This is a genomic window from Granulicatella seriolae (assembly GCF_024543085.1).
GTDB classification, from domain to species: Bacteria; Bacillota; Bacilli; order Lactobacillales; family Aerococcaceae; genus Granulicatella; species Granulicatella seriolae.
Genome location: NZ_JANHNZ010000003.1, coordinates 176,982 through 190,221 on the forward strand (window position 1 = coordinate 176,982; position 13,240 = coordinate 190,221).

A 13,240-nucleotide genomic window follows, 5' to 3' on the forward strand; every position below is an offset into this window, starting at 1 on the left:
TTTCATGATGAAAGTAAAAGACTTTTCATAAAAAAAATGGTAACATGTAGAAGGATATGGATTGATACTCCAATTTTAAAATAAACCTGAGAGGTGACATAATTTGAAACGTATCGCAGTATTAACAAGTGGTGGAGATGCACCAGGTATGAATGCAGCCGTTCGGGCTATCGTTCGTAAAGGTATTTATGAGGGTTTTGAAGTCTATGGAATTAACTATGGATTTGCTGGCCTTGTGTCAGGTGATATTCGTAAACTGACACCTAAAGATGTAAGTGATACTATCGGTCGCGGCGGAACATTTCTATATTCTGCTCGTTTTCCTGAGTTTGCTCAACGTGAAGGGCAAGAAAAAGGTATCGAACAACTTAAAAAATTTGGTATTGAAGGTCTTGTTGTAATTGGTGGAGATGGAAGTTACCGTGGTGCTGTTGCACTAACGAAACTTGGATTTCCTACAGTAGGCGTACCAGGAACTATCGATAATGATATCCCAGGAACTGATTACACTATCGGCTTTGATACAGCTATTAACACTGTTTTAGAAGCCATTGACCGTTTGCGCGACACAGCGACTAGCCATGTCAGAACCTTTATTGTAGAGGTAATGGGCCGAAATGCAGGCGATATTGCACTTTGGACAGGTATCGGAAGTGGAGCAGAACAAATTTTAATTCCAGAGCATGACTATTCCATTGAAAATGTTGCTAATGAAATTAAACGTGGACGAGAAAACGGAAAGAAACACACTATCATCGTTTTAGCTGAAGGCGTAATGAGCGGTGATGAATTGGCACGTAAATTATGGGAACATGATGAAGATTTCCATACTCGTGTAACTGTACTAGGCCACGTTCAACGTGGCGGTTCGCCAACTGCAAGAGACCGTGTTTTAGCTAGTCAATTTGGTTCAAAAGCCGTTGATTTACTAAAAGATGGCATTGGTGGTGTAGCCGTTGGTATTATAGGGGATAAAGTTATTTATAGCGATATTGTTGACCTATTAGAAAACGGAAAACATTTACCTAATTTGGATTTGTATCAATTGAATAAAGAGATTTCTTTCTAAGCTAGTCTAAAAATATCAGAATGTATGAATTAAACTAATAAATTATAAAAGGGAGTTTTACGTTCATGAAAAAAACAAAAATTGTTTGTACAATTGGTCCTGCAAGTGAAACAGTAGAAAAGTTGGTAGAGTTAATTGAGGCTGGTATGAATGTATGCCGTCTGAACTTCTCACATGGTGACCACGAAGAACATCTAGCACGTATCAAGAACATTCGTATTGCTAGCGAAAAGACTGGTAAAATGGTTGCTATCTTACTAGACACTAAAGGTCCAGAAATTCGTACTCATGAAATGGAAGGCGGCCAAATCCAATTAAATACTGGTGATGTTGTTCGTGTATCTATGAAAGAAGTTTTAGGAACAAAAGAGAAATTCTCTATTTCTTACCCAGAACTAATCAATGATGTTAAACCTGGTTCAATCATTCTTTTAGATGATGGATTAGTAGGTTTAGCTGTTACAGAAATTGATAAGGCCAATGGAGAAATCATCACTGTTGTTAACAATAGCGGAATTTTGAAAAATAAAAAAGGTGTTAACGTTCCAGGCGTAAGCACAAATCTTCCAGGTATCACTGAAAAAGACCGTAATGATATTATCTTTGGTATCCAAAATGATATCGACTACATCGCAGCAAGCTTTGTACGACGTGCTTCTGATGTGAAATCAATTATCGAAATTTTAGAAGAACACGATGCAAAACACATCCAAATTATTCCTAAAATTGAAAACCAAGAAGGTATCGACAATATTGATGAAATTTTAGCTCTTTCTAACGGTTTAATGGTTGCTCGTGGCGATATGGGTGTTGAAATTCCTGCAGAGGAAGTTCCAATCGTTCAAAAAGCCTTGATTGCTAAATGTAACGCTTTAGGTAAACCAGTTATCACAGCAACTCAAATGTTAGACTCAATGCAACGTAACCCAAGACCTACTCGTGCAGAAGCTGGAGACGTAGCTAATGCTATCTTTGATGGAACAGATGCTGTTATGTTGTCTGGTGAAACTGCTGCAGGGGATTACCCAGTAGAAGCAGTACAAACAATGGCAAATATTTGTATTCGTACAGAAGTAGAACTTCGTGGACAAGATAAATTTAAGTTAAAAACATATGATGCAGCAGATGTTGCCGAAGCTATTGCACGTTCAGTTGCTCATACTGCTAAAAATCTATCTATCAAAACAATTGTTGCTGCTACTGAATCAGGACATACCGCAAAAATGATTTCTAAATACCGTCCAAGCGCAAATATCATGGCAGTGACATTTACTGACCGTCAAGCACGTGGGCTTGCATTGGTATGGGGAGTACAACCATATGTTATGGCAAAACCTCAATCAACAGACGAAATGTTCGAATTAGCTTCAAGAGAAGCAGTGGCACATGACTTCGCTACAACTGGTGACTTGGTGATTATTACTGCCGGTGTTCCAGTTGGACAAAAAGGTTCAACAAACATGTTGAAAGTTCAAACAGTTTAATTTCTTTCATAGAGTTTGAACGCAAAACGAATAAATCTAAAAAGGCAATCCTTACAAGCGAGTGTAAGGTTGCCTTTTTTCTTCAATTATAGTTCACAAAGAAAACGATTAATCGACATTTTTTCATTTTATATGATAAAATAGGTAAAGCTATGAAGAATTTTTTTTAGAAAGGATGAGGTTGATATTTCTAATTTATTAGGGTCGGTCATTACCGCTATGGTAACGGATGAAAATGACAAAGCTTTCTTTGTACAGAAAGACGGACAAACATTTCAATTTAAAAAATCAATTGTTGAAGAAAATGAGGGCCAAGAAAATAAGATTGAGATTGGTTCTATTGTAAAAGGCTTTGTGTACGAAAACAGCCAAAAAAGACTAGTTTTTACAGATCAGATTCCTACAGTTGGCTTAGGTAGATATGATTGGGCAACTGTAACACAAGTGCGCAAGGACCTTGGTGTTTTTGTAGATATTGGTTTGCCAGATAAGGAAATGGTAGTTTCCTTAGACCAATTACCCAATGAACATAAACTTTGGCCAAAAAAAGGCAACCGTCTTTATGTAGAGTTGACTCAAGACAAAAAAGACCGTGTGTGGGCAAGTTTAGCAGAAGAAGAGATTGTTAAAAGTTTAAGCAAACCAGCTGATGCGTCCTTAACCAATAAGGATATTGAAGCAACGGTTTATCGATTAAAAATGGCGGGGACTCTAGCTCTCAGCTTAGAAGGCTATCTATGCTTTTTGCACCCAAGTGAACGCGCGTCAGAACCAACACTAGGTCAAGTCATTCAAGCTCGTGTCATTGGTGTTAGACCAGATGGCTTACTAAATATTTCCATGAGACCACGTGCATTTGAAGCTATTCCTGACGATGCTCAGATGATTTTAACCATGTTGCAAAAACACCCAGATCACTCTTTGCCATATTGGGACAAATCAAGTCCAGAGGAAATACAGAATCAATTTGGCATCAGCAAAGGACAGTTTAAACGAGCAATAGGTAATTTGTTAAAAGAGAGAAAAATTATCCAAAATCAAGGCTCCATATCATTAATTCAGAATGACGAAACACTCTAGGAGTTTTATACATGAGCGAAATATCCATTAGACAAATTAGAGCTAAATTGCAAGAAGCAGGCTATAAATTAACCCCTCAAAGGGAAGCTACAGTGGCTATCTTGTTAGAAAAAGAAAAAGAACATCTGAGTGCCGAAGAAGTCTATATGTTAGTCAGACGTAAAAATTCTGATATTGGTTTGGCAACAGTATATCGAACACTGGAAATTCTAACCGAATTAAATATCACTTATAAGGTGGTTTTTGATGATGGTTTAGCTCGTTATGATCTAAAAAAAGCCGGTAATGGGCATTTTCATCACCATCTCTTATGCATTCAGTGTGGCAATATCGAGGAAATCAATGAGGATTTACTTGTTGATGTTGAGAAGGTCGTTGAGGAACGCTATCAGTTTTTGGTCAAAGACCATCGCTTGACTTTCCATGGTATTTGTCATGCTTGTCAGTTAAATGCTGCTAATGAAGTGAAAGAATAGTTGAGGAAAGATATGTTTAAAGAAGAGATTGAAAACTTTAGCTATCTAATGCTTGTGGAAAATGGCTTATCGGACAATACCATTTCTTCCTATAAAAGGGATTTACAAAAATACATTGCTTTTTTAGAAAGAACGGGTTTAAGAGAATGGAACCAAGTTCAAACAGCTGATATCCTTTTGTTTTTGCAAGAATTAAAAGAAAATCATTATGCTGCAAGATCCACTAGTCGTATGATTTCATCTTTAAGAAAGTTCCATATCTTTTTGGAAAGTCAAAAAGTAATTAATCACAACCCAATGATTTCCATAAAGGTGCCAAAACAAGGTAAAAAATTACCCAAGTCTTTATCACTTGAAGAAGTTCAAGCTATTTTAGAAGCCCCAGATATTTCAAGCATCTTAGGCTTAAGGGACAAGGCGATCTTAGAACTCATGTATGCTACTGGTCTTCGGGTTTCAGAACTAATTCACTTAAAATTGTCGGATATTCATCTAGAGTTGGGCTTTATCAAAACCATCGGGAAAGGTAATAAGGAACGCATTATCCCTTTAGGAGAAGAAGCCGGTCTATGGGTAGAACGCTATTTGCACTATTCTAGACCACAATTGGTAGATGACAAGAAGGAAAATAACTTTCTATTTCTTAACCATCGTGGTGGAGCTTTTACAAGGCAGGGTATTTGGAAGAATCTCAATGCTATCGTATTGAAAGCCAACATCACAAAGTCCGTTTCACCGCATATGCTGCGGCATTCTTTTGCCACACACATTTTAGAAAATGGAGCTGACCTTAGAATTGTACAAGAATTATTGGGTCACTCAGATATTTCTACTACTCAAATATACACACACATCTCAACAAAACGTATGATAGATGTCTATAAAAAAACTCATCCAAGAGCCTAATAATAGACGCATAAAACAAACAATTGTAGGAGGAAAAGAAAATGAAATTTAAAAGAATACATGTTATTGTGATGGACTCAGTTGGAATTGGCGAAGCACCAGATGCAGCAGATTTTAACGATGCAGGTTCACACACTCTAGGTCACATTGCTGAAACAGCTGGTTTAGAAATACCAAACATGCAAGCATATGGACTAGGTAACATTGAACCAATTAAAGGTGTTGAGCCAACAAGCAATCCTAAAGGCTACTTTACCAAACTAGAAGAAGTATCAGTTGGTAAAGATACCATGACAGGCCACTGGGAATTGATGGGCTTAAATATACAAACCCCATTCCGCGTTTTTCCAAATGGCTTCCCTCAAGAATTATTAGATAAAATTACAGAGTTTTCTGGCCGTAACATTGTATGTAACTTGCCATACAGTGGAACTCAAGTATTAGATGATTATGGTCAACACCAAATGGAAACAGGAGATTTAATTGTTTACACTTCTGCTGACCCAGTGCTACAAATTGCTGCTCACGAAGAGGTTATTCCGCTTGAAGAATTATACCGTATCTGTGAGTATACACGTGAAATTACCAAAGATGACCCATATATGATTGGCCGTATCATTGCTCGTCCATATTTGGGTGAAGTAGGAGCTTTTAAACGTACTTCTAATCGCCATGATTATGCTTTGGATCCGTTTGAACAAACAACTTTAGATTTCTTGAAAGATAAAGGACTTGATGTGATTGCTATTGGTAAGATTAATGATATCTTCAATGGTCAAGGCATTACTGAATTTATCCGTACCAAGAGCAACATGGATGGTGTCGATCAATTAGTTAAGGTTTTGGAGAAAGATTTCACAGGGTTAAGCTTCTTAAACTTAGTTGATTTTGATGCACTATTTGGTCATAGACGTGATACAGAGGGGTATGCAAAAGCATTAGAAGAGTTTGACGCAAGAATCCCAGAAATTGTTGGTAAATTAGAAGACGACGATTTACTGATTATTACAGCTGACCATGGTAACGATCCAACCTTCCCAGGAACTGACCATACTAGAGAATACGTTCCAATGTTGGCCATTAGCCCTGGTTTCAAATCAGCCGGCCCATTAAAACAAGGATATTTCTCAGATATAGCAAAAACAATTTCAGATAACTTTTCAGTAGAATCAACAGAAAATGGAGAAAGTTTCCTTTCAGAATTGAACTAAATGTAATAAGACAAAAAACTTAACGAGGAGATTGCACAATGACAAAAACACAATTTGAAAAATTAGAAGAGACAAAAACATTTCTTGAAGAAAAGGGTATTGTTAAACCAAGTATGGGCTTAATCTTAGGCTCAGGTTTGGGTGAATTAGCTAATGAAATTGAAAACCCGATTGAAATTGACTACAAAGACATCCCAAATTTCCCTGTTTCAACTGTAGTTGGTCATAAAGGTCGTTTGGTTTATGGAAAGCTTTCAGGCAAGACGGTTCTTGTTATGGATGGTAGATTCCATTTCTATGAAGGTTACCCTATGGAAACTGTTACACTACCTATTCGTTTAATGAAACTATTAGGTATTGAAGCATTAGTCATTACTAATTCTGCTGGAGGCTCAAACAAAGATTTTACTCCGGGAGATTTGATGATTATCACTGACCATATTAATTTAACAGGAACTAACCCACTAATTGGTAAGAATGATGAGCATTTTGGAACGCGCTTCCCTGATATGTCTAATGCTTATTACAATGAGGGGCAAGACTTAATTAGAGCTGCCGCAAGTAAACTTTCCATTCCCTTAAAAGAAGGTGTCTATGCAGGTTTCTCTGGGCCAACTTATGAAACACCTGCTGAAGTTCGTATGGCACAAGTGCTTGGGGCTGATGCAGTGGGTATGTCAACTGTTCCAGAAGTCATTATTGCTGCACATGCTGGCTTAAAGGTTATCGGAATTTCTTGCATTACCAATATGGCAGCGGGGCTGCAAGAAGGCTTGAACCACGAAGAAGTTGTTGAGACAACAACTCGAGTAAAAGAAACCTTTAAATCTCTAGTGAAAGAAATTGTGGCTAGCTATTAATTGTTTTAGAGTTTGAATAAATTGTTTTTTCTTTCATCTAGGAAGATGATTTGAAAACATTACAAGTAGACAATAAGGAGAAATAGATGAACCCTTTACCAGAGCATTTATCCCTAACACCTGACCATCATTTGGCCATTGGTGGCGTGGATACTGTAGAATTAGCCAAAGAATATGGCACACCTTTATTTGTATATGATATAGCTACCGTGCGCACCAATATCCGAGCATTCAAAAAAGCCTTTGAAGCTAATCAAGTAGACTATAATATTGCATATGCCAGCAAAGCATTTTCTTGTTTAGCTGTCTATGAAGTGATTAACCAAGAAGAGATAGCGGTTGATGTTGTCTCTGGTGGAGAACTCTATACAGCTATTCAAGCTGATGTTCCGGCGAAGAATATTCATTTTCATGGAAACAATAAGTCCAAAGAAGAACTTGAACTAGCATTAGAATATGGGGTCGGCTGCTATATTGTAGACAATTTTTATGAAATAGAATTGCTGAATCAGGTAGCAGCTGACTATGATACTATCGTTACAGTTCAACTACGGATTGCTCCAGGATTTAGCGCTCATACACATGATTTCATAAGGACAGGACAACGGGACTCCAAGTTCGGCTTTGATCTAGAAAATGGGCAAGCTCTTGAAGCTATCAAACGGGTCTTATCCATGGATAACTTAAACTTACATGGATTACATTGCCATATTGGATCACAAATTTTTGAGTCAGAGGCATTTGCCTTAGCGGCTGAAAAATTAATGTGTTTTTTAGCTGATATTCGTCTAGAGACAGACTTCGTTGCAAAAAGTTTGAATCTTGGCGGTGGTTTTGGTATTAAATATACGGATCAGGACCAAGTAACTTCTATTCAAGCACATATTGATGCCGTTTGTAGACGAACGAAGGAGCTCGCTAATACCTACAATTATCCATTACCAGAAATTTGGGTTGAACCAGGTAGAAGTATTGTAGGGGCTGCTGCCTTAACGCTTTATACAATCGGATCTAAAAAAAATATTCATGGCATTCGTAATTATCTAGCAGTAGATGGTGGTATGACAGATAATATTCGACCGGCACTTTATCAAGCCAAGTATCAAGGACTTTTGGCCAATCGTGCTGCTGAAGAAAATCAAGAACTCTATTCTATCGCAGGGAAATGCTGCGAATCTGGAGATATGTTAATCTGGGATTTACCGCTGCCCTATGTAGAAACGAATGACCTCTTGGCAGTATTATCAACAGGGGCGTATGGTTATTCTATGGCAAGCAACTACAATAGATTGCCCAGACCTGCAGTTGTTTTTGTTGAAGAGGGACAAGCTCGATTAGCGATTAGACGAGAAACCTATCAGGATTTGATTGATTTAGATTATCGATAAATACTTTTTATGTTAGCGAGGGATAATATGTTAGTAAATTATACAAGCACCTATCAAAAAATAGCTATGGGACTACTATCATTTGTCCCAGAGTTAAAAGAAATTGACCATTTAACCGAACAAATGAATTGGTATGAAAGTCAGGAATCACAAAAGTTATTGTTATGGAAAGACGAAGATACCGATAATTTTATCGGCTTAATCGGCCTTGAAGTCAATGACAAAAATATTCTTATCCGTCATTTGGTTATCTCACCTTCTTTTAGAGGAGAAAAATTAGTTTTTGAATTGCTTAACCAATTGGAAGCAGAATATCCAGATAGTGTCTTTACAGGTACTATTGAAACTAGCCTAATCTTAGCCAAATGGAATCAGGAAAAGCTGAAAGAAAATGAGCGTGAATAAATGTCTGAATTAAGAGTAAAATTAACATCTTTTGAGGGGCCTTTAGACTTATTATTGCACTTAATCAAAGAACTAAAGGTCGATATTTATGATATTCCTATGGTTGAATTAACACAACAATATCTAAGCTTTCTTCATTCAATGAAAGAAATGGAATTAGAGATTGCTGGGGATTATTTGGTCATGGCAGCAACATTGTTGGAAATTAAAGCTCGAACTTTGATTCCTAGACCAGTGGTTGATGATGTGGATGGTGAGGAAGTAGAAGAGGATCCAAGAAAAGAATTAGTGGATCGATTATTGGAATACAAACAATTCCAAGCTAGTGCGAAAATCTTGGAGGATTTATCCCTTAATAGAAGTTCTTTTTATTCAAAAGAAGCTAGCGATTTAAGTTTTATGCAACAGACAGTCCCTCTAAGAGAGGGAGAAGTCTCCATTGATGATTTGTGGAAGGCATTGCAAAAGATGGCTCTGAGAAACCAAGCTCGTCAACCTTTACGGGCAAACCTATATCATGAAGTCCACACCGTTCAAGAATTGATGGATAGTATCATTTATAAGATTGAGTCCAGTAAAGAAAAACAAATTAATTTTACGGATTGCTTTCCAGAATGGAATCGACATGCAATCGTTACCAGTTTTTTAGCTATGCTTCAATTGGTTAGGCAGCATTCAATTTCTATTATTCAAAGTAATCCTTATCAAGAAATTCTTATCGTCAAAAACAAATCAATAAAGGAAAAAAGTATATGATTCAAGTGAATGAAGCTAGTATTCAAGCATTACTCTATGTAGCTGGAGATGAAGGTCTTTCTGTTGAACAGTTGAGTTATCTCTTAGAAATTGATAAAGCTGCTGTGCGTCAATGGATGGACAAATTACAGGAACGCTTAGCCAGCGATGAAGATTCTGGTTTGCATATTCTATTGACAGCTAATGAGTATAAGTTAGTGACAAAAAATGACTATGAAGAACTAATCCGGCGTTACGCTATTTCACCTTATATGTCTCAAATCTCGCCAGCTGCTTTAGAGGTTTTAGCTATTATTGCTTATAAACAGCCTATCACAAGAATGGAGATTGATGCTATTCGAGGTGTTCAAAGTAGTGGCTCTATTCAAAAGCTACAAATTAGAGACTTGATTGAAGAAGCAGGTAGAGTAGAAAGCCCAGGTCGTCCAAAATTGTACAAAACATCTAAGTACTTCTTAGATTATATGGGTTTGGAATCTTTAGAACAACTTCCTGAAATCAGTGACTTGTTTGACCTGAGTTCAGAAGAAACACAAGAGTTGTTTAAAGGATCTGAACTGGAAGCAAAAGAAAATGAATAATAAATTTTACTGAAATTGAAAAAAGGGCTTGCAGAAAATGCTATTAAAAGTTTACAATTAGGAGGTCAGGTATTTGGAGCGGTTACAAAAAGTTATGGCGCATGCTGGAGTAGACTCTCGAAGAAAATGCGAAGAATTGATTAAACAAGGAAGGGTCACGGTTAACCAAGTCAAAGTTGTGGAACTAGGCTATAAAGTTAGTAAGCAAGATGTGATTGAAGTAGATGGTGTCCCTATCTATCAAGAAGAGCCTGTCTACTATCTTTTTTATAAGCCCAAAAATGTCTTATCTTCTGTATCCGATGATCGTAGTCGACCAGTGGTGACAGATTATTTTCAATCTATAAAAACTAGACTATATCCAGTAGGACGTTTAGACTTTGATACAAGTGGACTATTACTAATGACAAATGATGGCGAGTTTGCTAATTTGATGATGCACCCAAAACATCAGATAGATAAAACGTATATCGCTAAAGTTAAAGGAATACCGACACCAGCATTGATGCGAAAACTAGAGCGTGGCATTGTTATTGATGGAAAGAAAACATCTCCAGCTGTCGCAAAAATTATGTCAGTCAATGAGGCGAAGCAGACGGGATTGGTGCAGCTAACCATACATGAAGGCTGGAATCATCAAGTCAAGAAAATGTTTGAAGCAGTTCAATTGCCTGTTCAAAAATTAAAAAGAGAGTCATTTGGCTTTCTAACGTTAGACCATTTACAATCGGGAGAATGGCGTATTTTAAAGGGTTACGAAGTTGAAAAATTAGTAAAAATAGCAAGTAATAATGGGAGGAAGAGCTAAATGTCTTTAGGAAAAGTATTAATTGTAGATGATGAAGAGCGCATTAGGCGATTGTTAAAACTCTATTTGGAAAAAGATGGATACGAGACCGAACAAACGGAGTCGGGTGAAGATGCCTTAGAAATGATATTAATGGGTAATTATGATTTGGTGCTTCTTGATGTCATGTTACCGGGTATTGACGGTATAGAAGTTGCTAGAATGGTTAGAGACTCTGATAAAAGAGACCTTCCAATCATTATGATTACAGCTAAGGGAGAGGAAAATGATCGCATCACAGGATTTTTAACTGGTGTAGATGATTATGTTGTCAAACCATTTAGCCCTAGAGAAGTTATGTTAAGAATTTCATCTCTTATGAACCGTGTAAATAAGCATAATTTCAGAGTTGAAGAAGGAAATATCAATCATGAAGTTTTACAAATCTTCCCAGATTCTAGACTGATCTTAGCCAATAGTATCCCAATCAGCTTGACACCAAAAGAATTTGACTTGCTTTATTATCTTGCTAAGTCGCCAGAACAGGTATTCAGCCGAGAAGAATTGCTAAAAGAAGTTTGGGGGTATGAATATTTTGGGGATCTACGGACCATTGATACACATATCAAACGGTTGCGTGAAAAATTGCAAGTTGAATCTGAAGTGGCTGCACGTATGATTGTAACCGTCTGGGGGAAAGGATATCGCTTTTCACCACATGAGATGAGCCGTAAAATATGAAAAAATTAGATGCCATTGTTTTCCGAATCTGGATTATCAATGTAGCCGTCTCCGTTTTCTCACTGTTTATCATTATTTCTGCATTTTATCAAACTGATACAAAAGGAATATATTTTATTATTCCTTTTATTTTGGTTATGATTGTCTATTATGTAGCTTTCTATGTAGTGTTAAATCGCTGGCTAACGGACCCGATTAAAAAGATGACGGATATTGCTTTTCGTTTTTCTCAAAATGATTTTCAACACAAGGTTGTCTTTAGTTCACAAAATGAATTCTTAGAACTAGGTTTGGCTATGAATAAGTTAGGCAAGTCTTTACAGATCAATCGAATTGGTAACCATGAGAAACAAGAAATGTTAGGACATATCTTGGAAAACTTACCTACAGCCATTGCTTTTATTAGTCAAGATTTTTCAGTGCTATTTCAAAATAGTAATGGAGTTGACTTTTTACGCTTGTGGGGGAACCAATCTCTAGTAGATTACCAAGTTAACTTACCTATTGAATTAGAAAAAAGAATTACGCATATTTTTCAAACACAACAGACAACTTTTTTCAAGCTACAGTTGGAACAAAAGAACTTTTCTGTTACCATGATTCCCTTGTTTCACGAAGATCAACAAAAGGTTAGAGGGATTTTTCTAATTGCAAATGAGATTACGGAGCAAGATAGGTTAGAAAAATTAAGAACAGATTTTATTTCCAATGTTTCTCATGATTTGCGGACGCCTTTGGTCATGGTAAAAGGCTATAGTGAAGCTATTCTTGATGATGTGGCTGCCACGCTAGAAGAAAAAAATGAGATGGCTAGAATTATCAACGATGAAGCAACAGAAATGGCTAAATTAGTAAACTCATTGTTGGAGCTATCCAAAATGCAAAGTGGTATTTTATCGGTTAAATTGAAAGAAGTTTCCACCAAAGAATTTTTTGATCATTTGGTCAATCGTTTTAAGGGTATTCTTCAACATGAAAGCTTTAGCATTACAATCGATATTGCTCCTAAATCTGATACCATTTTTATTGATGAAGAAAAACTACATCAAGCCTTGTTCAATTTGATTGATAATGCTATTCGTTATGTCACTATTAATGGCAAACCAACAAAAGAAATAACCATCACCGTAAAAAATGACTTTGAGATTGAACATACATCAATTGTCATTTCCGATAATGGTAATGGAATTCGTGAGCAAGATTTGCCATTTATATTTGAGCGGTTCTATAAGAGTGATAAGTCAAGGGAATTAGATAAGTCTGCTGGTTCTGGTATTGGCCTTTCTATTGTAAAGAGTGTGATTGATCAACATAAGGGTACGATTGATGTCCATTCAGTCATAGGGCAGGGAACGCAGTTTTTTATCAAACTACCAATTGTTTCTTACCTAAGCCATGAAGATGATCTATTCGAAAAAGATGCTGAATCATCCTCTTTTGAATTGCTATGAGTCAACCAACTATCTGATAAAAAATCCATCTAGGTCATTTTCTAA

13 protein-coding genes and 1 pseudogene are annotated in these 13,240 nt (G+C 36.7%); all 14 read left to right on the plus strand.

The window, feature by feature from the left end; genetic code table 11:
- Nucleotides 1-103 precede the first annotated feature (103 nt).
- Entirely contained in the window at nucleotides 104-1,069 is a 966-nt protein-coding gene (pfkA, locus tag NPA36_RS04780; RefSeq protein WP_256944969.1) for a 6-phosphofructokinase, read from the plus strand.
- Nucleotides 1,070-1,134: 65 nt separating this feature from the next.
- A pseudogene (pyk, locus tag NPA36_RS04785) lies at nucleotides 1,135-2,550 on the plus strand (pyruvate kinase); the annotation flags it as partial.
- 189 nt (nucleotides 2,551-2,739) lie between these two features.
- Entirely contained in the window at nucleotides 2,740-3,633 is an 894-nt protein-coding gene (locus NPA36_RS04790) for a CvfB family protein (protein WP_256945051.1), read from the plus strand.
- An 11-nt stretch (nucleotides 3,634-3,644) separates the two neighbouring features.
- On the plus strand, nucleotides 3,645-4,109 hold the full coding sequence (gene fur / locus NPA36_RS04795; protein ID WP_256944970.1) for a ferric iron uptake transcriptional regulator: 465 nt from the start codon (nucleotides 3,645-3,647) through the stop codon (nucleotides 4,107-4,109).
- A 12-nt stretch (nucleotides 4,110-4,121) separates the two neighbouring features.
- Nucleotides 4,122-5,015, plus strand: coding sequence for a site-specific tyrosine recombinase XerD (xerD, locus tag NPA36_RS04800; protein WP_256944971.1), 894 nt, complete (start codon nucleotides 4,122-4,124; stop codon nucleotides 5,013-5,015).
- Nucleotides 5,016-5,056: 41 nt separating this feature from the next.
- On the plus strand, nucleotides 5,057-6,226 hold the full coding sequence (gene deoB, locus NPA36_RS04805; protein ID WP_256944972.1) for a phosphopentomutase: 1,170 nt from the start codon (nucleotides 5,057-5,059) through the stop codon (nucleotides 6,224-6,226).
- A 38-nt stretch (nucleotides 6,227-6,264) separates the two neighbouring features.
- Nucleotides 6,265-7,086 carry a purine-nucleoside phosphorylase gene (locus NPA36_RS04810; RefSeq protein ID WP_256944973.1) on the plus strand — a complete coding sequence of 274 codons (822 nt, stop codon included), beginning with the start codon at nucleotides 6,265-6,267 and terminating at the stop codon, nucleotides 7,084-7,086.
- An 86-nt stretch (nucleotides 7,087-7,172) separates the two neighbouring features.
- Nucleotides 7,173-8,474, plus strand: a complete 1,302-nt coding sequence (gene lysA / locus NPA36_RS04815; RefSeq protein ID WP_256944974.1) for a diaminopimelate decarboxylase — start codon at nucleotides 7,173-7,175, stop codon at nucleotides 8,472-8,474.
- 27 nt (nucleotides 8,475-8,501) lie between these two features.
- Complete coding sequence (locus NPA36_RS04820; RefSeq protein ID WP_256944975.1) at nucleotides 8,502-8,879, plus strand: GNAT family N-acetyltransferase; 378 nt, start codon at nucleotides 8,502-8,504, stop codon at nucleotides 8,877-8,879.
- Nucleotides 8,880-9,635, plus strand: a complete 756-nt coding sequence (locus NPA36_RS04825) for a segregation and condensation protein A (protein ID WP_256944976.1) — start codon at nucleotides 8,880-8,882, stop codon at nucleotides 9,633-9,635.
- The gene (scpB, locus tag NPA36_RS04830; protein ID WP_256944977.1) at nucleotides 9,632-10,216 is read left to right on the plus strand and encodes an SMC-Scp complex subunit ScpB; all 585 of its coding nucleotides are present in this window, start codon (nucleotides 9,632-9,634) and stop codon (nucleotides 10,214-10,216) included. The genes NPA36_RS04825 and scpB overlap by 4 nt, the downstream gene beginning before the upstream one ends.
- A gap of 73 nt (nucleotides 10,217-10,289) precedes the next feature.
- The gene (locus tag NPA36_RS04835) at nucleotides 10,290-11,024 is read left to right on the plus strand and encodes a pseudouridine synthase (RefSeq protein WP_256944978.1); all 735 of its coding nucleotides are present in this window, start codon (nucleotides 10,290-10,292) and stop codon (nucleotides 11,022-11,024) included.
- Entirely contained in the window at nucleotides 11,025-11,744 is a 720-nt protein-coding gene (locus NPA36_RS04840; RefSeq protein WP_256944979.1) for a response regulator transcription factor, read from the plus strand.
- Entirely contained in the window at nucleotides 11,741-13,195 is a 1,455-nt protein-coding gene (locus NPA36_RS04845) for a sensor histidine kinase (protein WP_256944980.1), read from the plus strand. Before NPA36_RS04840 ends, NPA36_RS04845 begins: the two co-directional genes overlap by 4 nt.
- Nucleotides 13,196-13,240: the final 45 nt, after the last annotated feature.

What these genes read in the sequence shown, in the direction of transcription:
- fur (WP_256944970.1), top strand. Translation starts at nt 3,645, where the DNA reads ATGAGCGAAATATCCATTAGACAAATTAGAGCTAAATTGCAAGAAGCA.
- NPA36_RS04840 (WP_256944979.1), top strand. Translation starts at nt 11,025, where the DNA reads ATGTCTTTAGGAAAAGTATTAATTGTAGATGATGAAGAGCGCATTAGG.
- NPA36_RS04820 (WP_256944975.1), top strand. Translation starts at nt 8,502, where the DNA reads ATGTTAGTAAATTATACAAGCACCTATCAAAAAATAGCTATGGGACTA.
- scpB (WP_256944977.1), top strand. Translation starts at nt 9,632, where the DNA reads ATGATTCAAGTGAATGAAGCTAGTATTCAAGCATTACTCTATGTAGCT.
- lysA (WP_256944974.1), top strand. Translation starts at nt 7,173, where the DNA reads ATGAACCCTTTACCAGAGCATTTATCCCTAACACCTGACCATCATTTG.
- xerD (WP_256944971.1), top strand. Translation starts at nt 4,122, where the DNA reads ATGTTTAAAGAAGAGATTGAAAACTTTAGCTATCTAATGCTTGTGGAA.
- NPA36_RS04845 (WP_256944980.1), top strand. Translation starts at nt 11,741, where the DNA reads ATGAAAAAATTAGATGCCATTGTTTTCCGAATCTGGATTATCAATGTA.
- NPA36_RS04810 (WP_256944973.1), top strand. Translation starts at nt 6,265, where the DNA reads ATGACAAAAACACAATTTGAAAAATTAGAAGAGACAAAAACATTTCTT.
- NPA36_RS04825 (WP_256944976.1), top strand. Translation starts at nt 8,880, where the DNA reads ATGTCTGAATTAAGAGTAAAATTAACATCTTTTGAGGGGCCTTTAGAC.
- deoB (WP_256944972.1), top strand. Translation starts at nt 5,057, where the DNA reads ATGAAATTTAAAAGAATACATGTTATTGTGATGGACTCAGTTGGAATT.